General features: G+C 57.7%; 18 protein-coding genes. 8 read left to right on the top strand and 10 right to left on the bottom strand.

Annotated features, from left to right (window positions below; translation table 11 throughout):
* Positions 1 to 230: 230 nt before the first annotated feature.
* Positions 231 to 2540, top strand: coding sequence for a beta-glucosidase BglX (gene bglX, locus HEP82_RS12920; protein ID WP_192458454.1), 2310 nt, complete (start codon positions 231 to 233; stop codon positions 2538 to 2540).
* Between the two features lie 219 nt (positions 2541 to 2759).
* Here the strand turns inward: bglX and HEP82_RS12915 are convergent, their stop codons facing one another.
* A complete protein-coding gene (locus tag HEP82_RS12915; protein WP_192458453.1) occupies positions 2760 to 3404 on the bottom strand; it encodes a LysE family translocator in 645 nt (214 codons plus the stop codon).
* Positions 3405 to 3452: 48 nt separating this feature from the next.
* Positions 3453 to 4286 carry an AraC family transcriptional regulator gene (locus tag HEP82_RS12910; protein ID WP_192458452.1) on the bottom strand — a complete coding sequence of 278 codons (834 nt, stop codon included), beginning with the start codon at positions 4284 to 4286 and terminating at the stop codon, positions 3453 to 3455.
* 143 nt (positions 4287 to 4429) lie between these two features.
* Here HEP82_RS12910 and dinG point away from each other — a divergent pair, with 143 nt between their 5' ends.
* From dinG to HEP82_RS12890, 4 genes are all read left to right on the top strand, one after another.
* Positions 4430 to 6574: an ATP-dependent DNA helicase DinG gene (gene dinG / locus HEP82_RS12905; protein WP_192458451.1), complete on the top strand. Its 2145-nt coding sequence runs from the start codon at positions 4430 to 4432 to the stop codon at positions 6572 to 6574.
* A gap of 183 nt (positions 6575 to 6757) precedes the next feature.
* Positions 6758 to 7726, top strand: a complete 969-nt coding sequence (ybiB, locus tag HEP82_RS12900; RefSeq protein WP_192458450.1) for a DNA-binding protein YbiB — start codon at positions 6758 to 6760, stop codon at positions 7724 to 7726.
* A 28-nt stretch (positions 7727 to 7754) separates the two neighbouring features.
* Positions 7755 to 9614: a M3 family metallopeptidase gene (locus tag HEP82_RS12895; protein WP_192458449.1), complete on the top strand. Its 1860-nt coding sequence runs from the start codon at positions 7755 to 7757 to the stop codon at positions 9612 to 9614.
* A 486-nt stretch (positions 9615 to 10100) separates the two neighbouring features.
* On the top strand, positions 10101 to 11381 hold the full coding sequence (locus tag HEP82_RS12890) for an acid phosphatase (RefSeq protein ID WP_192458448.1): 1281 nt from the start codon (positions 10101 to 10103) through the stop codon (positions 11379 to 11381).
* Positions 11382 to 11496: 115 nt separating this feature from the next.
* Here HEP82_RS12890 and HEP82_RS12885 read toward each other — a convergent pair whose 3' ends face one another.
* The 6 genes from HEP82_RS12885 to rhtA all read right to left on the bottom strand — a co-directional run bounded on the left by HEP82_RS12885 (position 11497) and on the right by rhtA (position 16993).
* Entirely contained in the window at positions 11497 to 13125 is a 1629-nt protein-coding gene (locus HEP82_RS12885) for a fibronectin type III domain-containing protein (RefSeq protein WP_192458447.1), read from the bottom strand.
* 371 nt (positions 13126 to 13496) lie between these two features.
* Complete coding sequence (gene glnQ, locus HEP82_RS12880) at positions 13497 to 14219, bottom strand: glutamine ABC transporter ATP-binding protein GlnQ (protein WP_015854082.1); 723 nt, start codon at positions 14217 to 14219, stop codon at positions 13497 to 13499.
* Positions 14216 to 14875, bottom strand: coding sequence for a glutamine ABC transporter permease GlnP (glnP, locus tag HEP82_RS12875; protein ID WP_015854081.1), 660 nt, complete (start codon positions 14873 to 14875; stop codon positions 14216 to 14218). Before glnP ends, glnQ begins: the two co-directional genes overlap by 4 nt.
* An 85-nt stretch (positions 14876 to 14960) precedes the next feature.
* Positions 14961 to 15707: a glutamine ABC transporter substrate-binding protein GlnH gene (glnH, locus tag HEP82_RS12870; protein ID WP_192458446.1), complete on the bottom strand. Its 747-nt coding sequence runs from the start codon at positions 15705 to 15707 to the stop codon at positions 14961 to 14963.
* Positions 15691 to 15933 carry a hypothetical protein gene (locus HEP82_RS12865; RefSeq protein ID WP_192458445.1) on the bottom strand — a complete coding sequence of 81 codons (243 nt, stop codon included), beginning with the start codon at positions 15931 to 15933 and terminating at the stop codon, positions 15691 to 15693. Before HEP82_RS12865 ends, glnH begins: the two co-directional genes overlap by 17 nt.
* A 193-nt stretch (positions 15934 to 16126) precedes the next feature.
* Positions 16127 to 16993, bottom strand: coding sequence for a threonine/homoserine exporter RhtA (gene rhtA, locus HEP82_RS12860; protein ID WP_192458444.1), 867 nt, complete (start codon positions 16991 to 16993; stop codon positions 16127 to 16129).
* A gap of 372 nt (positions 16994 to 17365) precedes the next feature.
* Here rhtA and ompX point away from each other — a divergent pair, with 372 nt between their 5' ends.
* The gene (gene ompX / locus HEP82_RS12855) at positions 17366 to 17881 is read left to right on the top strand and encodes an outer membrane protein OmpX (protein WP_015854078.1); all 516 of its coding nucleotides are present in this window, start codon (positions 17366 to 17368) and stop codon (positions 17879 to 17881) included.
* A 118-nt stretch (positions 17882 to 17999) separates the two neighbouring features.
* On the opposite strand, the gene HEP82_RS12850 is transcribed toward ompX, so the two are convergent.
* Positions 18000 to 18494, bottom strand: a complete 495-nt coding sequence (locus HEP82_RS12850; RefSeq protein ID WP_192458443.1) for a MarR family winged helix-turn-helix transcriptional regulator — start codon at positions 18492 to 18494, stop codon at positions 18000 to 18002.
* An 84-nt stretch (positions 18495 to 18578) separates the two neighbouring features.
* Between HEP82_RS12850 and HEP82_RS12845 the strand changes: the two genes are divergently transcribed.
* Entirely contained in the window at positions 18579 to 19733 is a 1155-nt protein-coding gene (locus HEP82_RS12845; RefSeq protein WP_192458442.1) for an MFS transporter, read from the top strand.
* On the opposite strand, the gene HEP82_RS12840 is transcribed toward HEP82_RS12845, so the two are convergent.
* On the bottom strand, positions 19730 to 20644 hold the full coding sequence (locus HEP82_RS12840) for a LysR family transcriptional regulator (RefSeq protein WP_015854075.1): 915 nt from the start codon (positions 20642 to 20644) through the stop codon (positions 19730 to 19732). The two genes, HEP82_RS12845 and HEP82_RS12840, sit on opposite strands and share 4 nt — an antisense overlap.
* Positions 20645 to 20768: 124 nt before the next feature.
* Between HEP82_RS12840 and HEP82_RS12835 the strand changes: the two genes are divergently transcribed.
* Complete coding sequence (locus HEP82_RS12835) at positions 20769 to 21563, top strand: 5-oxoprolinase subunit PxpA (protein WP_192458441.1); 795 nt, start codon at positions 20769 to 20771, stop codon at positions 21561 to 21563.
* The last annotated feature ends 8 nt before the right edge of the window (positions 21564 to 21571 follow it).

The following is a 21571-nucleotide window of genomic DNA, read 5'->3' as shown; positions in this document are numbered from 1 at the left end:
CGCACCGGTACGCCAACGACCGAGGCACATATTCCGTCAAGGTTTGGTCAGGTTTCTGACGATTCTTTGTGATGAATGGCGTTTGTTCTGCGTCACATCCGTACCGGAAAAAATACGATATCCGTTTTGCCACCGTAGGTTTTGTGGCAAATTAGCCGCCTTGTCTTGTCACCATCAGGCAGACCGTCACTTCTTGACCGACGGCTGCACACAGGGATTTACAACCATCCATGAAATGGCTTACTTCACTGACGCTTGCTGTCGGTTTGGCATGCAGCCCGGTCTGGGCGAACCATGTCGATGGCACGCCGCCGGCGGCCACGCTGACATCCCAACAACAGCGCGATGCCTTCGTTAACGATCTGCTTAAAAAAATGACGCTGGAAGAAAAAATCGGGCAGTTACGGTTGATCAGCGTCGGCCCGGACAACCCGAAACACGCGATTCGCGAGATGATTCGCAATGGACAGGTCGGTGGGATTTTCAACACCGTCACCCGCCCTGACATTCGGGTGATGCAGGACCAGGTGATGCAACTCAGTCGTCTGAAAATACCGCTGTTTTTTGCTTACGACGTGGTGCACGGTCAGCGCACCGTGTTCCCGATCGGGCTGGGTCTGGCCTCGTCCTGGGACATGGATACAGTAGAAACATCAGCACGTATTGCGGCGTATGAAGCGACGGAAGACGGCCTGAACATGACCTGGGCACCGATGGTGGATATCACCCGCGATCCGCGCTGGGGCCGGGTATCTGAAGGGTTCGGCGAGGACACCTACCTCACCAGCGAAATCGCCCGGGTGATGGTAAAAGGTTTTCAGGGGGATGACCTGACCGGTCGCCATTCCCTGATGACCAGCGTCAAGCACTTCGCGCTGTACGGCGCGGCGGAAGGCGGACGCGACTATAACACCGTGGACATGAGCCCGCAGCGCATGTTCCAGGATTATATGCCGCCGTACAAAGCAGCGATCGACGCCGGCAGCTACGGGGTGATGGCGTCGCTTAATTCGATCAACGGCGTACCCGCTACCGCCAACCGCTGGTTGCTGAAGGATGTACTACGCGACCAGTGGCACTTTAAAGGCATCACCATCAGCGATCATGGCGCCATCAAGGAGTTGATTAAGCACGGCGTCGCCGCCGACCCCAGCGATGCGTCGCGTATCGCAGTGCATGCGGGTATCGGCATGAGTATGAGCGACGAGTATTTCGAGCGTTATTTGCCGGATCTGGTCAAGCGTGGCGCAGTCAATATTAAGGATATTGAAGATGCCTGCCGCCAGGTGCTGAACATGAAGTACGACATGGGGCTGTTCCAGGATCCGTATCGCCATCTCGGCCCGGTCGGTTCCGATCCGCTGGATACCAATGCCGAAAGCCGCCTACACCGTGCTGAAGCGCGTGACGTGGCGCGCCGTAGCCTGGTGCTGTTGAAAAACCGGCTGAATATTCTGCCGTTGGCGAAATCCGGCACGATTGCCGTCGTCGGGCCGCTGGCGGACAGCAAACGCGACATTATCGGCAGTTGGTCGGCCGCCGGGCGTCCGGCACAGGCGGTGACGGTGTACGAAGGGATCCGTAAGGCGGTGGGATATAACGCCCGTGTTTATTACGCCAAGGGTTCCAACGTCACCAACCACCACGGGTTGATTAAATTCCTGAACGAATACGATGAATCGGTCATGGTGGATCCGCGCTCGCCGCAGGCGATGATCGACGAAGCGGTGGACGCGGCGAAAAAATCCGATGTGGTGATCGCCGTGGTGGGCGAATCCCAGGGGATGGCGCATGAAGCCTCCAGCCGCGCCAAAATCACCATTCCGCCGGAGCAAAAGGCGCTGATTGCTGCGTTGAAAACCACCGGCAAGCCGCTGGTGCTGGTGCTGATGAACGGTCGTCCGCTGGATCTAAGCCGTGAAGATCAGCAGGCCAACGCCATTCTGGAAACCTGGTTCAGCGGCACCGAAGGGGGCAACGCCATCGCCGATGTGTTGTTCGGCGACTACAACCCGTCCGGCAAACTGCCGATGACCTTCCCGCGCTCGGTGGGGCAAATCCCGATGTACTACAACCACCTGCCGACGGGGCGTCCGTATTCCGCAGAGGCCCCCAACAAGTACACTTCGCACTACTTCGACGAGGCCAACGGGCCGCTGTATCCGTTCGGTTATGGCCTGAGCTACACCACTTTCGCGGTGTCGGACGTGGTGCTCTCGAGCCCGACCATGAAACGCAACGGCTCGGTGAACGCATCGGTGACAGTGACCAATACCGGCAAACGCGCCGGGGAGACGGTGGTTCAGCTCTACCTGCACGATGTGGTGGCGTCTGTCAGCCGTCCGGTGAAGGAGTTGCGCGGTTTCCGCAAGGTGATGTTACAGCCAGGAGAAAGCCAGCAAGTCAGCTTTACGATCACGCCGCAGGCGCTGATGTTCTACAACCAGCAAATGCAGCAGGTGGTAGAGCCCGGCCAGTTTGACGTGATGATCGGGCTGGATTCCCAGCGGGTGAAACACGGCAGCTTTACGCTGCAATAAGTGACATGCAGCTCTGATGGCGTTGGCCTCAGGGCCGTTTGACGGCCTGAACCTTCCGGGTTCAGGCGCCGTGAACGATGATGATATACCCCACCAATGCCATGCCGCCGATGCACCCCAGCGCGCACAGCGCGAACAGGCCGATCATACCCAGTTTCTTGATGTTCATTCGGTTATCCTTTTACGGGACTCTGCTTGGTGGCGGCGATTATGCCTGCCTCAGCCGAGACACGCCAGCGCGCGATTGAACAACAGCGCCAGTCCGAACAACAGCAGAATAGCGCCGGACAGACGGGTCAGCCCGAACAGCAATGGGCGCAGCCGTTGCTGTAGCGGATGCCAGCCGACCAGCGCCGCGACCAGTAAATCCCACAGCAATACCGCCAGAAACATCCATCCGCCCACCAGCCATTGCTGACCTGCGGATACCGGGCCGAGAATCGATGCCATCAGGCTGATATAAAACAACATATTTTTCGGATTCAATAACGCCGAGCCGAACCCCATCAGGCACTGGCGGCCAAAGCCGGGGCAGGGCGCAGACTCACCCTGGGAAGGTAGCGATGCCATGACCGGGGCCCGGAGCAGTTTGATGCCGATGAAGGTCAGATAGCACGCCCCCGCCAGTTCAAGGGCGATGAACAGCCCGCCGTCCGGCCGCAGCCCCTGCCAGCCTAACGATGCCAGTGCGATATAGACGGCGTTGCCGGCTGCGATCCCCAGACAGATCCCCGCGCTTCCCCGTAATCGATGGCGAATAGCGTAGGCCAGTATCAGGAAAAAATCCGCGCCGGGGCTGAGCAGGGCGGCGAAGTGCGCGGCGGCCAACGCCGCAAAATGTTCGGGAAACAATAAGGATGACATGCATAACCTCCGTGAATTCGGGAGGCGCATTGTGGGCAGCCCGGCGCGTTATGTATTGCAGGAAAGTGATCGTCCCTGACGGTATTGGCCCGGCGTGGCGGCGGTGTATTGCAAAAAAGTGCGGTGGAAATGGCTCTGGTCGCAAAAACCGCTGGCATAGCCGGTATCCGCCAACTCCGCCCCTTGCTTGATCAAGGATTTGGCGTATTCGATACGCATATTGTTAAGGTAGGCCAGCGGCGTAATGCCGGTATCTCGTCGGAACTGGCGCAACACCGTTTCCCGCCGCAGGTCGAGCTCGGTCGCCAGGGTGGTTAACGGCGGCGCGGCAAGCAGGTCGGCGGATAGGCGTTGCTGAACGTAGCGGGTGGTCGGGCTATAGGGCATCGTCGGCGCGACCGGACGGCAATAATGCATAAACAAGGTGTCGGTCAGCCGCCGTAGTTCTGTTTCCGCCTGCGGCAATTGCCCCTGATGGAGGTGGTGGATCAGGCGAAGAATGCGGGTATAACTGTCCGGGTGATTAATAGTGACAACGTCACAGGAAAAATCGGATACCGGCTGCCCCCATAGTGCGGCTAACCGTTGCAGGCACCAGGCTTTGTCCAGATACAGCATGTGATAGCTCCGGTGTTGCCCCGGCAACGGGTTGCAACTGTGCGCGGTGTCCGGCTCGATGAGCACCAACTCGCCGGCGTTGAGCAGATAGTCGACGTCGCGGTAATGGCAGCAGGTGACGCCCTCCAGCATGCAGCCGAGGGAAAGCTGCGGGTGTTGATGGGGGTGGTAAGGTTGCTGGCTGTGCCAAGTCGAGCGGCATTCCAGCCACGGCAGGCGGGGGGAGAACCAGTAACGTTGATGCGGCAGACGGATGGCGGCCATGGCGATAACAGTCCGGGTGGCAAATCACGGCCCTCAGCCTACTCGCCGGATCGCCGATTGTCGAGGCGGATCCCGTCATCCGGGCTGACGTCGCCGCCCGACTGTGGGACAATGCCGGACAGATTGAAGGACAGTGAAACGGCATGACCCTTACCCCCGCACTTAAGCAGCAAATCGGCCAGTGGTACAAGGCGCTGCAACAGCATATCCCGGATTTTGTCTCCCGCGCGCCGCAGCGCCAGATGGTTGCCGAAGTGGCGAAAGCGCTGGCGGGTGATTACCCGCGCCATTTGGCGATCGAAGCGCCGACCGGCGTGGGCAAAACCCTGTCGTACCTGATTCCCGGCATTGCCATCGGCCGTGACACCTTGAAAACGCTGGTGGTGAGTACCGCCAACGTGGCGTTGCAGGATCAGATTTTCAGCAAGGATTTGCCGCTGTTGCGTCAGTTCATCCCCGATCTGAAGTTCACCGCCGCGTTTGGCCGTGGTCGCTATGTCTGCCCGCGCAATTTGGCGGCGATGAGCACCGACGTGTCGTCGCAGGGCGACCTACTGCTGTTTATGGATGAGCATCTCCCCTCCAGCAAAGAAGAACAGGCCACCAGCGCTCGGCTGCAACTGGCGTTGCAAAGCTATCAGTGGGACGGGTTACGGGATCACAGTCAGGAGTCGATCGGCGATGCGCTCTGGAGCCGTTTGAGTACCGACAAGGCGAATTGCCTCGGGCGCAACTGTTTTCACTACCGTGAGTGCCCGTTTTTTCTGGCCCGGCGCGAGATCGACGACGCAGACGTGGTGGTCACTAACCATGCGTTGGTGCTGGCGGCAATGGAGAGTGACGCCGTGCTGCCAGACCCGAAAAACCTGCTGCTGGTGTTGGACGAAGGCCACCATATCCCGGAGGTGGCGCGTGATGCGTTGGAAATGGCCGGCGACGTCACGACGGCGGCGGCGCAGCACCAGCTCGATCAGCTGATGCAACTGGTGGCGCTGTGTCTGGGGCAGTTCCCGCCCTCTTCGCCGCCGCGCATGATGCAGCCGGATCGGCTGGCGGAGCACTGCGGCGAAATACGCGAACAGTTGCAATCCTTCGAACGCATGTGTGCGTTGTTCTTACCTGCGGCGACGCCGGAGGCGGATTACCGTTTCCCAATGGGGCACTTGCCGGAGGAGATGCGCGAAGTCTGTTCCCGGTTGTTTAAATTGCAGGACAGCTTGCGTGGTCTGGCGGAGTACATCCTCAATGATCTGGGCGAAAAAACTGCCAAACACGATGTGGTGAAACTGCATCAGACCATGCTGCGCATGAGTCGGCTGCTCGGTTACTTCGAGGCGCAGAGCAAATTGTGGCGGCTGGCGGCGCTGGAGCAGGCCTCCAACGCCCCGGTTTCCAAATGGATTGTGCGCGAACGGCGGGAGGGCGTGCCACATCTCTATCTGCATTGTGCCGGGATCCGTGTGTGCGATCAGCTGGATCGGCTGCTGTGGCGCAACCTGTCGCATGTGGTGGTGACGTCGGCCACGCTGCGCTCCCTTAACCGGTTCGACCGCCTTAAAGAGCTGTCCGGGCTGGATGAGCAGGAGGGGGATACCTTCGTGGCGCTGGATTCGCCCTTCCACCACCGCGAGCAAGGCAAATTGGTGATCCCGCAAATGCGTTACGAACCCTTGATAACGCATGAAGCGGAACACATTGCCGAAATGGCGCGGTTTTTCCGTGCAGAACTGAAGCGGGAGCAGTTTCGCGGCATGCTGGTGCTGTTCGCCAGCCAACGGGCGATGCAGTTGTTTTTGACCCAGGTACCGGATCTGCGCCTGATGTTGCTGGTGCAGGGCGACCAGCCCCGTTACCGGTTGGTGGAGTTGCACCGCCAGCGGATTAATGAGGGGCAAACCAGCGTGTTGGTCGGGTTGCAATCCTTCTCCGAAGGGCTGGATTTGAAAGGGGAACTGCTGTCGCAGGTGCACATCCACAAAATTGCTTTTCCGCCGGTGGACAGCCCGGTCATTCTCACCGAAGGCGAGTGGCTGAAGGCGCAGAAGCGTCACCCGTTCGTGGTGCAAAGCCTGCCGAGCGCATCGTTCAGCCTGATTCAGCAGGTCGGGCGCCTTATTCGCAGCCATCAGTGCTTTGGCGAGGTCGTGATTTATGATCGACGCCTGTTGACCAAAAGCTACGGCGCACGTTTGCTGGAGGCGTTGCCGGTCTTCCCTATCGAACAGCGGCCGATGCCGGAAGCTAGCCCTGCATCGGCTGATGACGATGCGGCGCGCAGCCAGCAATAACCGCTATCTCTCACTGGCGACGTTCGGCACCGCCTGACGCTCGTGACAGCATGCTTGGCGCATGGTTGTCGACCAGGCGCACATAATTCCTCTAGTCTGTCTGGCGTAACCGGTTTCACTTGTCGGGAAACGTGCTATGTTCGCTGCTATCTGAACAGAACGTGCAAACAGTGGGGCTGCATCATGGATTACACGCTTATCATTAAAGAGGTGGGGCGCGGTAAGAATCACGCCCGCGATCTGGATCAGGACACCGCCCGTGAGCTTTACCGCGCGATGTTGGATCGTCAGGTGCCGGAACTGGAACTGGGTGGATTGCTGATTGCGTTTCGCATCAAGGGGGAGTCGGAAGCAGAGATGCTCGGCTTTTATCAAGCGATGCGTGAACGGACGTTGTGCCTGCAGGCGCCGGCACAACGCCCGTTGCCGGTGGTGATCCCCAGTTACAACGGCGCCCGCCGGCAGGCCAACCTGACGCCGCTGCTGGCGTTGCTGTTGGATAAACTGGGGTTGCCGGTGGTGGTGCACGGCGTACTGGAAGATCGCACCCGCGTGACCACGGCGACGCTGCTGCGGGAACTGGGCGTGGCGTTCGCCGACAGCGCCGATGACGCGCAACGTCAGCTGGACGCCGGCGCGCCGGTGTTTATCCCGATCTCGGTGTTGTGCCCACCGATGGCGCACCAGCTCGACCTGCGCTGGCGCATGGGGGTGCGCAACAGTGCGCATACGCTGGCTAAGCTGGCCACGCCTTTTGACGATGCCGCCGCGCTGCGGCTGGCCAGCGTGTCCCACCCGGAATATGTGACGCGCGTCGGCGCGTTTTTCCGCGATATTGCGGGTCGTGCGTTATTGATGCACGGCACGGAAGGCGAGGTGTATGCCAATCCGCAGCGCTGTCCGGAAATCCACTTCATTCACCAGCAACAGCAGCAGGTGCTACAGTTGCGTCAGGACATCGCTTCCCCGGCCGATGCGCTGCCGCCTGGCCACGATGTCGCCGCCACCGTGGACTGGACTCGTCAGTGTCTGGCGGGCGAGCAGCCGATACCGCAATCGATACGGCTGCAACTGGCTTGCTGTCTGGTGGGCAGCGGCCAATCGCCGACCATGGAACAAGCGGTAGCCACTGTCCGGCGGCGGCTGGGCTGACTCTGCTCTCTATTGAAAAGGATCGAACATGCAACAGGCTGTGGACTATTTCAACGCCCTGAACCGCGACTATCTGGCGGTTCACCGCGCCAAAGAGGATCTGTTTTGGCAACGTTATATGGGAACCGGCGATGAAACCGTACCGTCGTGTTTTGCCGAAGCGGAGAGCAACTGGAAAAGTTTTATCGCCCGGCCGCAACGGCTGGTGGAGTTGCGTGAACACATCGCCAGCGTAAAGGCGGCGCCGACAACGCCGGCGCAGCAGGCCTTGCTGCATGGCTTGCGCGGCTGGTACCGCTTTTTCGACTGCAATGTGATCGAGGATGAACAGGCGCAGACGTTGATGAATGCGCTGGTCGCTGCAGAAAACGATCTGTTTTCGCGTCGTAAAACCTATCAGACCACCCATATCAACGAGCACGGCGAACGGGTGCCTGCGTCGCTCGGTGAGTTGCTGACCAATCAGACCACCAACGACAATGAAAGCTGGCGTCAGAGTTCCCAACAGGCGCTGCGCGAGCTGGAACAATGGTTGCTGCGGCACGGCTTTCTAGAGCTAGTGGCGTTGCGTAACCGGTTTGCACGACAGATGGGGTATCGCAACTATTTTGACTATAAGGTGAACAAAACCGAGCATATGACGCCGGAACAACTGTTCACCATCCTCGATCGGTTTGAGGAACAGACGCGGGAGGCGAACCAGCGCAGTCTGCAACAACTGGCGGCGGAAAAGGGCGCCGATGCGTTGGCACCCTGGAATATCCGTTATGCCAGCACCGGCGATGTGACCCGTCAGCTCGATCCGTACTTCCCGTTTGAGGATTCGCTGGCGCGCTGGGTCGACAGTTTTAAACGTCTGCATATCGACTTTGGCGACGCCGAGCTGCAACTCGACCTGCTGGTGCGTCCCGGCAAGTATGAGAACGGTTTCATGCATCAGCCGGTGCCGCCGTTTATCGATCAGGGGCAGTGGCGACCGGCGCGCATCAATTTCACCAGCTTGGCGCGGCCGGATCAGGTCGGTAGCGGTGCTAGGGGGTTGAATACGCTGTTTCATGAAGGCGGCCACGCCGCGCATTTCGCCAATATCCGCCAAAACGCGCCCTGTTTTGCTCAGGAGTTTCCGCCGACGTCAATGGCTTACGCCGAAACCCAGTCGATGTTCTGCGACAGTCTGTTGCAGGATGCTGACTGGCTGAAACGCTATGCTCGTACCCGACAAGGCGAACCGATACCGGATGCATTGATTCAAGCGGAGATCCGTACCCGCCAGCCGATGCGGGCGTTCGACGAGCGCCATATTCTGCTGGTGCCCTATTTCGAATGGCGGCTTTATAGCATGAGTGACGAGGCGCGCACGCCGGAGGCGATTACCGCATTGGCGCGTGATATTGAGCAGCATATTCTGGGGATTAGCGGCAGCCCGCGTCCGACGATAGCGATCCCGCATTTGTTGTCGATGGAGTCGGCCTGTTCGTATCACGGCTATCTGTTGGCGATGATGGCGGTGGAACAGACGCGCCATTTCTTCTTGCAACGGGATGGCTACTTGGCGGACAACCCGGCGATCGGCCCGGATTTAACCCGTCACTATTGGCAACCCGGCAATAGCCAGACCCACGATGAGACACTGCGCAGCCTGACCGGCGAAGGGTTCAATCCGGATTATTTGGCCCGCGAATGCAATCTGACGGTGGAAGAAGCTTGGCGGCAGGCTCAGGCGGTAATGCTGGCGGCGGCGGCACGTCCGCAGCCCACGGCGGATTTCCCCCTCAATGCCCGGATTCGGGTGGTGGATGGTGATCAGGTACTGGCGGATAACCAACAGGGCGATGACGCCATGAGCCACGACTTCGCGCGCTTTATCAACCAGACTTACCGCACCTGATTGTCGCCTGCCGTCTGTGTGCGGGGGGCGCGCCGTCGCGGTTGTTTGGCGGCGGCGCCATTCGTTTTCCCCCGCCGTTGTTCTGTCGTTGTTCTGTCGTTGGCCTGTCGCATGGTTGCCCGGTAGTGCCGCGCTGCGGTGGCTACGCATGTGCGCTGAAAGGCTGTTCCGCGTTGAGATCGGAGACGGGAGAAAACGCCATTTTTGCATTATTTTTCATTAACATTCGCTATATCAGAACCCGCATATTTCACACCCTTTCCTTGTTCGCTGTACTACACTGGCTGCGGTAGTACCGGTGGTGTCCGGCAATGAGGCGTGATGGTTGTGGGCGTTTTGTCCCGGCGTCGACGACGGGAGGTCGCACCATGCATGCTGGCGGGCGCTGTCTACGTGTTGTTGTTATCAGAAAATTTCACAGAACTGTCATCGTTTCCCATTAGCCTGATGCAGTTTCCTGTTCATGACAATAAAAAGGACATACCAATGCGCTACACCTCTCTTTTCATGGCCGTTACCTGCGCGCTGACCGCAGTGCAGGTTCAGGCGGCCGCCACCAGCGATTCCCAGATCCCGCAGGTGCGTCTGTTGCAGACCACGACCGAAGCCAGCAATAGCGCGCCGGTGATTGAAATGCAGCAACGGGTTCAGCAACTGTTGCAGCAAGCATTACAGGGCACGGCGCCGAAATTGACCCATGCAGTGATGGAGAAAGCGCCGGATCAGGATGCGCCGCAGGGTGATATGAAGTGGCTTAAAGCGACAGGCTATAAGTTCAACGCCAAAGAAGATCAGCAGGCTAGCGTCAAGCTGCTGGAGGGTTTCAAAACGTTGCCGGAAGCCGTGCTGAAGCAAAACCTGGCGACGGTGGAGCGCATCAACCTGGAAGCGACGTTGCCGCTGCGCCAGAAAGCGTTGATCGATGCGGAAAACACCCGTTATCTCTACGCGCTGGCGGAAGCGCTGGGCCCGCGTCTGGGCAAGGCGTTCCTGGAGGTGTATCAGAAAGGTGAAATCGGCAAGGCGGCCGCGTTGATCAAAGCCACCAACGTCAGTACGTCTGCGGCCAAAAATACCTATAACTATTTGCGTCCGTTTAAACAGCCGGGCAATAGCATCCATCTGGTGCCGGATACTGCGGTGGTGGGCGACGGTTATCGTTATACCGCGTCCGGTGGTTCGTTCCCGAGCGGCCATACCAACGGCGGCTATAATGATGCGCTACTGCTGGCGCAGATGTTGCCGGAGCGGTTTGTCCCGTTGATTGATCGCGCCGCCACCTACGGCTATTCCCGTCTGGTGCTGGGGGTGCATTTCCCGTTGGATGTCATGGGCGGCCGAATGACCGCACAGCGCAGCGTCGCTAAATTCCTGAACGATCCGAAATATCGCGTGCTGTTTACCGAGGCCAAAAGCCAGCTGCGTGCCGCATTGGAGAAAGCCTGCGGCGTGAGTCTGGCGGAATGCGCCAAACCGCAGGGCAAGAACGATCCCTATACCGATCCGGCGATGCGGACGTTCTACACCTACACCATGACCTACCATTTGCCGCAGGCGAAGGTGAAGGCGCAGCCGGTGAACGTCCCTGCCGGGGCGGAAGTGCTGCTGGAAGGGCCGTTGCCGAATCTGAGCGCGGCGCAACGGCGCGCGCTGATGGCGAAAACCGCGCTGGCGGACGGTTATCCGTTATCCAATGGCGGCGGCGAGTCCAACTTCTGGCAACGTCTGAATCTGCATGATGCGGTGGCGCTGGCAGGTAAACATTGATGATGGCGGTCGTGTGACGGCGGTGTCCGCACCCGACATTCGACGCGGATAGGCCGTTATAAAGGCCGTCTCCTGGGAGGCGGCCTTTGTGTTTGTGGACGTTGTCGTTACGGTTTTAGCGCTCGACGCTCACATTGTCGAAGCTGACTTTGCCGTTGCTGTTATTCCGTGAGCTGAGCACTAGCCCGACATAGAGGGTGTCGTTGAAGTTGACGAGGGTGCGTTTGCTGAGTATGGCCCAGTTTTTGCCGTCGTCGGACGCTTCCGCCAGGAAGGTATTGCCGTCGCGCGTCACACGTAGCCAGGTGGGTTGGCTGCCGTTGCCGGATGGGGGGAAATGGCCGCTGTTGCCGGTGGCGTTGCCGGTGTTGCTGCGCCATTGTGATAGCGCGCCGATTGATGCGCTGTAGCCGGCCAGCACGTAGCCGCTATTGGCGGCGAGGGTGTTACGCATCATGACCCCGGCCTTGGCGTAGGGATCGCTGTAACGCAGATCGATAAGCCGGGCGGTGATGCGCCCGTCGCCTTTTAGTTCTCGGTAGACAACATGGATGGAATCCTCCGCGCCCCAGACATCCCCGTTGTGCGCCTCCAGCGTGATCACGCCGTTATCTTCGGTAGCAGTGCCGGCGGTGCCCATCTTGCCGATGTCCTGCTGTTTCCAGTTATCGCTCAGTGGCGTCGATGCCGGCGTAGTGACGCTCACTTCGTTGGAGTAGGCGGAGTCGCCGGCCTGGTTGTAGGCTTTCACCCGGAAAAAGTAGGTGGTGTCGGGTTGCAGTGTTCCCAGCTCCAGCGATTCTGAGCCTTTGCCGAGCGACTCGGCGCTGGTATAGGCCCTGTCGCTACCACCGCTGGCCTCAGCGTACTCGACGATGAAACCGCGCGCGTTGTCGGCGCAGTCGCGCCAGTCCAGTTTGACGACCGAGCTGGCGATCGCCGTCGCGGTCAGGTTGCCGGGCGAGGCGGGCGGTGTATCTTCGCCAATGTAGGGATCCAGCGAGATGCCGCTGCGCAAGGTGTTTCTTCCGGCATGGTTGCGCGTGGTGGACAGCTGAGCGTTGACCTCCGCCAGCGTCAGCGGCGTGATACCCAGTTTGTAGTCTATCTCGCCCTGACGTTGGGTAAGGGTGACGGTGCCGTCGAGGTAGAAGATTTCGTTGCGCCACAAGCTGGGCATGATCTCGCCCTGGCCGGCCGACGTGCCGGGGGTGATAAGGGGGCGGCCTACCGCATAACCGATACCGGTAAGGCCGGGCTCGCCATCAAGACGATAATCCGGCATATAGCTGTCCGTTAGCGCCACCCGTTTTAGGGTGCCGTTACTCAATGCGAACAGTGGGGCGTTTTCCGCCGGCAACGTACCGCCGCGGCCGGCAGAATCGATATCCCAGCGCACGCCAAAATACCCCTGGCCGGTGAGCGTGATGTGGTCGCCATTGCGCTGCAACGGGTATTTGCCGTTTAACGCGCCGCTGGCGGATTCGACGTATTGGTTGGCGTCACCCGTCAGACTGACGCCGGCTGCCGCCGGGCGTTGGTATAATCCACCGATTTTGGGATACGGCAGATCCTGTTCATCTTTGCTGAATGCGGCTGTGCGGGTGGATTCAACCGACGCGCTGCATTGCTGGGTATCGATGTCGGCATGAGCAGGTGCGGCGAATCCGTATACGCCAACCAGTAATCCGCTGATGAGGGCGCTATGGCGGCGTCGGGTAAGGGAAGTGCTGATGGTTTTCATGGATATCAACCTGACAAAATAGGAGTAACTAATTGATGCGCTAATGAACAGGCCGGTCTGCCCGCAGATGGCCGCGAGCAGCGTATCGGAATTGGCGGAAAATACCAAATGCATCCGCTGGGTATCGGGTGGTTTGCTGTTGGTTGTGCGGTCGCGGGGAGTACGCCGGGACGAGTGGCGGCTGGCGTTGACACGCTGACACCGGCTTGCCAGCGCTCAAAGTCTACCATTGTCGCGATGTAACACTGTTGAGATGTAACATTGCCGCGATGCAACACCATCGTGATGCAAAAACGACGTGCGACATGAGGACAAGCCTTTCCCTGTTGAGAACGCGCTTGAGTATGCCGCACGCCGGGCTGGCGTGATGCCTAGGCGACGTGTTGCAGAAATTCCCGCAGGCGATCACTGGGGGGATTGGTGATCAACGCATCCGGGTCGCCGTCTTCGGCGATACGCCCCTTGTCGATGAAGATCAAACGCGATGCCACTTTCTGGGCAAAGCCCACTTCGTGGGTCACGATAACCATGGTCATCCCTTCATCCGCCAAATCCTTCATCACCGTCAGCACTTCGTGCCGCAGTTCAGGATCCAGCGCTGACGTGGGCTCATCAAACAGCATCATCTTGGGTTTGACCGCCAGCGCACGGGCGATAGCGACACGCTGCTGCTGACCGCCTGACAGTTCGGATGGGTAGTGGTGCGCCCGTTCCGCCAGCCCTACCTTGCCCAGCAGTTCACGCGCCAGTTTCTCGGCATCAGCCTTGCTGGCGCCACGCACGCGGATCGGCCCGAAAGCCACGTTTTCCAGTGCGGTGAGGTGCGGGAACAGGTAAAACTGCTGGAATACCATCCCGGCTTCCTGACGAATCAGGCGCTCATCCACCTTGGGATCGTTGACGGTCAAGCCGTCGACCACCAATTCGCCGCTGGAGATCTCTTCCAACTTGTTGATGCAGCGCAACAGCGTAGATTTCCCGGAGCCGGAAGGCCCGATGATCACCACGACTTCGCCCTGCTCAATCTTCAGATTGATATCGTGCAGCACCTTGGTTGGGCCATAGTGTTTAGAAACGTTTTTAAATTCAATCATATAATCTTAAGCTTTCTTTCCAGCCAACGCATGCCGATGGTAAGAATGAGGGTGATTACCAGATAAATAATCGCCGTAGCGGTCAGTATTTCCAACGCGCGGAAATTGCCTGCAATGATTTCCTGTGCCTGACGAGTCAGCTCGGATACGCCGATGACGATACACAGCGACGTGTCCTTGATACTGATGATCCACTGGTTGCCGAGCGGCGGCAGCATCCGGCGCAGGGCCAACGGCGTAATGACATGACGCAGTGTGGCGCGGTGTGATAACCCCAATGCCAGGCCGGCTTCGGTAAAGCCTTTATGGATCGACATCACCGCCCCGCGTGTAATCTCGGCAATATAGGCACCTGAGTTAATCATGATGGTGATGATGGCGGCGGTGACAGGGTCGATACGAACCGATGTCAACACCATGGGGATGGCGAAATAGATGTACATGATCTGTATCACCATCGGGGTACCGCGGATGATTTCGATAAACACCAACGCGATGCGATTCGATAGCCAACCGCCATAGACGCGGGCGAACCCGGCAACGACGCCGATGACCAGGCCGCCCAGCAAACCCAGCACGGAAATCAGCAGAGTCATTTGGGCCCCTTCCAGCAACTGGGGGATAGACGGCCAAATGACACTCCAGTCAAACTGCATGAACATTCTCCAGCAATGAATAACGCCACAAACAACGCGGCGTCGCATGGGTTATCCAGCGACGCCGCGGCAGCGGTTTAATGTGTTATTTCGGTTCGGTGCCGAACCATTTTTTGTAAATCTCAGTGTAGGTGCCGTTGTTGCGTAGGGTTTTCAGCGCGCCGTTGACTTTTTCACGCAGGTCATCGCTGCCTTTCGGGAAGGCGATGCCGTACTGCTGTGCTTTGATGGAGTCGCCAACGGCTTTGAACTTACCGTTGCCCGCCGTCTTGATGAAGTACAGGATGTTCGGGGTGTCGTGCAGCACCGCGTCGGCGCGGTGAGTACCCAGCTCCAGGTAGGCGTTGTCGATGTTCGGGAACTGACGCAGCTCTTTCGTCTTGATGTTGGCCTTAGCGTAGTCGACAGAACCGGTACCGCTCTTCACGGCCACCACTTTGCCCGCCAAATCCGCTTCGCTTTTAATCTCCTGATTTTCGCTGCGTACCATCACCAGCAGGCCGCTGTTGTAATACCCCTCAGAGAAGTCGATTGCGCGCTTACGCTCTTCCGTGATGGTAATACCCGCCAGCGCCAGATCCACGTTGCGCGTCTGCAACGCCGGGATAATGCCGCTGAAATCCATCGGTTTCAGGGTGTAGGTGAGGTTCAACTGTTTGGCGATCGCATCCCACAGATCGATATCGAAACCGACGTATTTATCACCCTGTTTGAATTCAAACGGCACAAAGGCGGTGTCTGTTGCGACAAGAAGTGGTTTTTCCGCCGCGTGGCTGGAAATGCTGAACGCCAGCGCAAGTGCGGCGACAGATGCTTTAAATAATGATTTCATCAAAGCGTCCTTCCTCGTTGTTGGTTATGTGTCCACTGTTTTCACCGGCGTGGGTAACGATACCGGCCGTCATTCGTGCGATACGCCGGATACGCATATCCAGGCGGTGCGTCAGTTGTGGTACGACGGCCGTATGCAGTGAGTCGGTGCAGGGAAAATAAGGGGTACCGTTGCCAAAAATGCGATGAGTATCCCGCTTGTTGTGTTGGCGCGTCCTGTTTGTCATCTGAAACACTTATGAAACGCGCTGCTATGAATAACTGAATTGTGATGGGGAAACAACCGTTGATTGCCATTGATGGGCAATATTGCTGGCAAACGCTAATTTTTTGTCCATCTTGTGCACAACAAGGCATCAGTATGCATAATTATGCACAAAATTCGTGAATGAGTGAGTGTAACCTCACGGCGTGCCGCTATCACGCCGCTGACTTTCTGGCGCTGAGCGTCGTGCCGAGAGACGCTGTAATGATAAATACCAATGCCAGCCATTGGGCGATGCTGAGGTGTTCATTCAAAAACAGGATGCCGGAAACCGCAGCGATAGCGGGTTCCAGGCTCATCAGCGTGCTGAAAGTCCGGGCGGGCAGACGGGTGAGCGCCAGCATCTCCAGCGAGTAGGGCAACGCGGTAGACAGCAAAGCAACACCTATGCCGACGGGCAGCACCGCCGAAGAGAAGAGGGCGCTGCTGGAGAAAAACGCGCCGATCGGGCAATAAATCAGCGCGGCGATCAACGACCCCATCGCGACGGTACCTGCGCCGTGGCTGGCTCCCGCTTTCTTGCCGAACAGAATGTATCCGGCCCAGCAGGCGCCGGCGCCGATGGCGAAAAGCATACCCAGCGGGTCGAGATCGCCGGCACCGCCGCCCAGCGGCAATAGCAGCCATAAACCGCTGGCGGCCAGCGCTATCCAGAGAAAATCCAGCAAGCGGCGCGATGACAGCACCGCCACGGCCAGCGGGCCGGTGAATTCCAGTGCAACGGCCACACCCAGCGGCACGGTTCGCAACGCCAGATAGAACAGGTAATTCATCCCTCCCAGTGTGATGCCGTAGACAATCAGCGGCCAGCGATCAGATCCCAGATGCATGCGCCAGGGCTTAAAGATCACCAGCAGGATCAGCGTGCCGATTGCCAGGCGTAATGCGGTCATCCCGGATGCGCCGATCATCGGAAACAGGGTTTTGGCCAATGCGGCGCCAACCTGTAGCGAAATCATGGCGATCACGATCATCAACACCGGGATCAGGACGGATGTTTTGGTCGAAGAATATAAGGTCATAACGGGCCTTAAATGAGGTAATTAATTGAGGAAAAAACTCAGGCAATAAATGATTAAATTATCCGCAGCTAGTTTACTCTTATTGACTTTAATTTACGCTAGGAATAAGTGCTTTTCCCAGAATATAATTTCAGACTGAAAAGTAATCAGAAAATTAAGAAAACTCTGTATTCAGAGGAGCGCGTAATTAATATTTTCGTATTTTTTCTGTTTTTATAACAGCATGTAATTCAATGAGTTATCTATATTTTGAAATGTAATGTTACATGTTTTACTTAATTGAAAGATAATAACCAGGCAGCATCCACCCTAATTTTTTGTTATATTTAGGCCGCTTAATTATTCTTTCGTAAGATAGATTCGAGGCATATTATGAAAAAAATCGCGTGTCTTTCCGCTTTGGCTTGTGTGTTAGCCGTAAGTGCTGGTAGTGCAATGGCCGGTCAAAGTACCGTGTCTTTGGGTTATGCTCAGGGCGATGCCCAGGGCGTTATGAATAAACTGCCGGGTTTCAACCTGAAATACCGTTATGAATTCGATGACAGCCAACTGGGCGTTATCGGTTCTTTCACGTATCTGCAAGATAGCAACACGTCTGACGATGTTTATCACAAAGCGCAGTATTACGGCTTCAGCGCAGGCCCGACCTACCGCTTTGCTGATTGGGCCAGCATCTATGGCGTGGTTGGCGTGAGTGCCGCCAAGTTCACCAACAATGAAACCAGCGGCGATGCTAATCACAGCAATAGCGATGCCGGTTTTGTATACGGCGCCGGTCTGCAGTTCAATCCGGTTAAAGACGTTGCGTTTGATGTTGGTTACGAACAGAGCCGCATCCGTAGCGTTGACGTAGGCAGCTGGAACGTCGGCGTAGGCTATCGTTTCTAATCCGCTTGCGTGTCCTGAAAAATCCGCTCTTCGGAGCGGATTTTTTTATGGGGTGCGCCCAGATGCCTGCTCGCCACCGGCTGGCGTGGATACCGTTGAAAAACGTGGCCAATGCGTCTTATGCCGTGGGTAAACCCGCGAGCAGTTTGGCGAGCAGTCCATCCAGCAGTCGCTGCTCTTCTTCGCTCAGCGACGACAGCAACTGTCGTTCATTCTCCACATGCCGTTCCAACAGCACCTCCATAACATCAAATCCTTTGTCGGTCAGCACCACCAGCGTGCCGCGTCGATCCTGCGGATTACGGCGTCGTTCTACCAGTTTTGCCTGTTCCAGGCGGTCGAGACGGTTGGTCATGCCGCCGGATGAGATCAACAATGCTTCGTACAACTGTGTCGGCGTCAGCGCATAGGGCGCGCCGGCGCGGCGCAATGTCGCCAGCACGTCAAATTCACCGGGGCGCAGCTCGTACTGGGCAAACAGCGGGTTGAGGTTATCCCGTTCCAGACGTAGCGCAGCTTCGAAGAGTCTGCCCGTGACCCGCATTGGAAACGGGTCGATATCCGGTCGTTCACATCGCCATTGTTCATAGGCGGTATCAGCGCGAGTTTTCATGAGCGTTATTTATCTTGACGTTAAGATACTTTGTGTAAAGATATTCTAGAGCGTAATAAGCTGCCATGCCAATAAGGAAATGTTATGACGACCACCGCCCGTTCAGGATCATCATTTTTCGCTGTTTTGACCGTTATTTTGCTGGGATTGAACCTTCGTCCGGTGCTGGCGGGGATCGGGCCGCTACTGAGTCAGATTCAGTCGGCGACGGGGATGAGCGATGCCGAAGCCGGTCTGCTGACTACCCTGCCGGTTTTCGCGATGGGGCTTTGCGCGCTGGCCGGCGGCTGGTTGCAGTCGTGGCTGGGCGAGCACCGCGGCATCGGCTTCGGCATTATCGGGATTGCGGTGGCCTGCCTGCTGCGCGCCTGGCTGAACGATGCGGCGGGGCTGCTGTTTACGGCGGCGCTGGCGGGTATGGGGATTGCGTTGATCCAGGCGCTGGTGCCCTCTTTCATCCGCCATTGCTTCAGTACGCAGAGCAGTCGGTTGATGGGGTTGTATACCACCGGCATCATGGGCGGTGCGGCGATAGCGGCCGCCACTGCTTCGCCGATGGCGGCACGTATTGGCTGGGACGGCGCGTTGTCCTCCTGGAGTGTGCTGGCGACGGTGGCGGTGATAGCTTGGTTGATCACCGTTTCGTTCCAGCCGGAAGAACGCAGGATGCGGAACGTCGAAGCGCCCCTCAGCCGCAGCTGGGCGCTGATGGTTTTCTTCGGCGTAGGCACCGCTGCCTATACGTTGGTGCTGGCCTGGTTGCCGCCTTACTACGTACAACTGGGGGTGAGCCCGGCGCGTAGCGGGTTGCTGCTGGGCGGGCTGACGCTAACGGAAGTGATGGCTGGTTTACTGGTTTCCGCGCTGATCAACCGTTTTCCTGACCGGCGTTATCTGCTGTTGCCGGTGCTGGCGCTGTTGCTGCTGGGGTTGATTGGGCTGCTGCTGGCGCCGCAGGCGCTGGTGATCCCCATCATGCTGGCGTTGGGGCTGGGGATCGGCGCGTTGTTTCCACTGTCGTTAATTATTGCGCTGGACCATGTGGAAAACGCGCAACAGGCCGGATCGATGATGGGCTTCGTGCAAGGCGGGGGCTATCTTATCGCCAGCCTGATGCCGTTGCTGGCCGGGTTTATCCGCCAGCATACCCACGGCCTGGAGAGTGCTTGGGTGATCATGGGGGCGGGCGTTATTGGCCTGATGCTGATGGCGCTGCGTTTCACGCCGCGTCCAGCTTAACGCCGCGTCGACGCCAGCTGCGGCGTCAAAAAGACATTACGGAAATACTCCCTGATGGCCTGCATCGCCGGCGTGAAGTCGGCGTCGCGATACCAGGCCAGCCCGACGCTCATCGGGTGTACCCGATCCGTCAGCGAGCGGGTTTCAATCCGCCGTCCCTCCAGCGACCAGGGGCGGTACACCAGATCCGACAGGATCGCCACGCCCAGCCCATTCGCCACCATGCTGCGTACCGCCTCCACGGAGCTGGTGCGCAGCATCACTTTCGGGCGGTGCCCGCTCTGTTCCCAATAGCGCATGGCGCTGTGATCCGCTTCATCGACGGTCAGCATGATAAAGGGTTCGTTCGCCACATCCGCCAGGCTGACCTCCGGTTGGTCGCACAACGGATGGCGGCTGGGTAGCCACAGGCGGCGCTCTGAGTTGAACAACGTCTCGGCGGTGATGGCGGGGTGAGTCAGGTTGGCGGTCAGCACCAGCGACAGATCCAGCGAGCGGTCGAGCAACCCCCGTTCTATATCGCTGCGTTCCCGTTCATTCAGATTGAGGGTGAGATGCGGAAAACCATAGGACAGGCGTTGCAGATGGAAGGGCAGAAAGTAACCCATCACGGTATAGCTGGCGGCCATATTCAGCGACCCTTTCATCCGGTCGTCGGTGAGCGGAATGTTGGTGGCGTCGTCGACGCTGCGCAGGATGGCGTAGGCGTGGTTGAGAAAGTAGTTCCCATTTTCCGTCAGCGTCATGCCGTGCACTGAACGCTGGAACAACGCTTTGCCCAGCATGCCCTCCAACTCCTGAATCGCGGTAGTGACCGCGGATTGCGAAATGTTGAGTTGAATGGCGGCCTGAGAGATCTGACCCATCTCGGCGGTGGCGACAAAGTAGCGAATCTGACGCAGCGTAATCATGAGGTTCTCCGCAACAAGCGTTCTGTTTTTCAGATAGTCAGTCATCGAAAAATACGTCTTTCCGAATGGAAAAAAGTGACCCTATATTATTTTTAAACATGTACGTCACAAATAAGAAATAATTATGAAATATGAGATCGATCTGAATTCCGATATGGGCGAAAACGTTGGGCCGTGGAAAATAGGTGATGATGTTGATAAAGAAATAATGAATTACATCAGCTCGGCAAATATTGCCACCGGTTTTCATGCCGGTGATCCCAATATTATGCGTACCACCCTTGAATTGGCGAAATATCATCAGGTTGCCGTTGGTGCACATCCGGGGTTCCGGGATCTTATCGGTTTTGGTCGGCGTCATATTAATGTACAACCGCATGAAATAGTGAATGACATTATTTATCAGATCGGTGCATTGCGGGAATTTGCGCGCCTGTCGGTATTGCCGTTGCAGCATGTCAAACCGCATGGCGCGCTGTATATGCATCTGGCCCGCGATCGGGATGCGGCGCGGTTGTTTGTTGAGACGTTACACCGTCTCGACCCAGCCTTACGTCTGTACTGCATGCACGGTTCGATGGTCTGGCAGGAAGCGGTTGCTCTACAACACCCTGTTATTTGTGAATTTTATGGCGACAGGGAATATGACGTCAGCGGCTCTATCGTGTTTACCCGCCGGGGTGAAGCGCTGGATCCGCAGCATGTCGCCGCCCGGGTGGTGCGTGCCTGCCGCGAGGGGAAAGTCACCACCGTCGAGGGGATGGAGATTAATATTGAGTTCGACTCGATTTGTATTCATAGCGATACGCCGGGTGCATTGGCATTAATCAAACAGACTCGGGAAGCGTTGGCTGAGGCCAATATCCAAGTCTGTTCTCCTTTGCGGCGTTATTTATCTGAATCGGTTATTAATAAATAATTATAAGG

Source organism: Musicola keenii, assembly GCF_014855505.1.
GTDB lineage: Bacteria > Pseudomonadota > Gammaproteobacteria > Enterobacterales > Enterobacteriaceae > Musicola > Musicola paradisiaca.
This window is presented reverse-complemented; position numbering and strand designations above follow the sequence as displayed.

Bases quoted from the DNA above. Each gene is read 5' to 3' on its own strand.
- HEP82_RS12885 (WP_192458447.1), bottom strand. From the start codon at position 13,125: ATGAAAACCATCAGCACTTCCCTTACCCGACGCCGCCATAGCGCCCTC.
- glnP (WP_015854081.1), bottom strand. From the start codon at position 14,875: ATGCAGTTTGACTGGAGTGTCATTTGGCCGTCTATCCCCCAGTTGCTG.
- dinG (WP_192458451.1), top strand. From the start codon at position 4,430: ATGACCCTTACCCCCGCACTTAAGCAGCAAATCGGCCAGTGGTACAAG.
- HEP82_RS12835 (WP_192458441.1), top strand. From the start codon at position 20,769: ATGAAATATGAGATCGATCTGAATTCCGATATGGGCGAAAACGTTGGG.
- HEP82_RS12915 (WP_192458453.1), bottom strand. From the start codon at position 3,404: ATGTCATCCTTATTGTTTCCCGAACATTTTGCGGCGTTGGCCGCCGCG.
- HEP82_RS12910 (WP_192458452.1), bottom strand. From the start codon at position 4,286: ATGGCCGCCATCCGTCTGCCGCATCAACGTTACTGGTTCTCCCCCCGC.
- HEP82_RS12845 (WP_192458442.1), top strand. From the start codon at position 18,579: ATGACGACCACCGCCCGTTCAGGATCATCATTTTTCGCTGTTTTGACC.
- rhtA (WP_192458444.1), bottom strand. From the start codon at position 16,993: ATGACCTTATATTCTTCGACCAAAACATCCGTCCTGATCCCGGTGTTG.
- ompX (WP_015854078.1), top strand. From the start codon at position 17,366: ATGAAAAAAATCGCGTGTCTTTCCGCTTTGGCTTGTGTGTTAGCCGTA.
- glnQ (WP_015854082.1), bottom strand. From the start codon at position 14,219: ATGATTGAATTTAAAAACGTTTCTAAACACTATGGCCCAACCAAGGTG.
- ybiB (WP_192458450.1), top strand. From the start codon at position 6,758: ATGGATTACACGCTTATCATTAAAGAGGTGGGGCGCGGTAAGAATCAC.
- HEP82_RS12850 (WP_192458443.1), bottom strand. From the start codon at position 18,494: ATGAAAACTCGCGCTGATACCGCCTATGAACAATGGCGATGTGAACGA.
- glnH (WP_192458446.1), bottom strand. From the start codon at position 15,707: ATGAAATCATTATTTAAAGCATCTGTCGCCGCACTTGCGCTGGCGTTC.
- HEP82_RS12895 (WP_192458449.1), top strand. From the start codon at position 7,755: ATGCAACAGGCTGTGGACTATTTCAACGCCCTGAACCGCGACTATCTG.
- HEP82_RS12840 (WP_015854075.1), bottom strand. From the start codon at position 20,644: ATGATTACGCTGCGTCAGATTCGCTACTTTGTCGCCACCGCCGAGATG.
- bglX (WP_192458454.1), top strand. From the start codon at position 231: ATGAAATGGCTTACTTCACTGACGCTTGCTGTCGGTTTGGCATGCAGC.
- HEP82_RS12890 (WP_192458448.1), top strand. From the start codon at position 10,101: ATGCGCTACACCTCTCTTTTCATGGCCGTTACCTGCGCGCTGACCGCA.
- HEP82_RS12865 (WP_192458445.1), bottom strand. From the start codon at position 15,933: ATGACAAACAGGACGCGCCAACACAACAAGCGGGATACTCATCGCATT.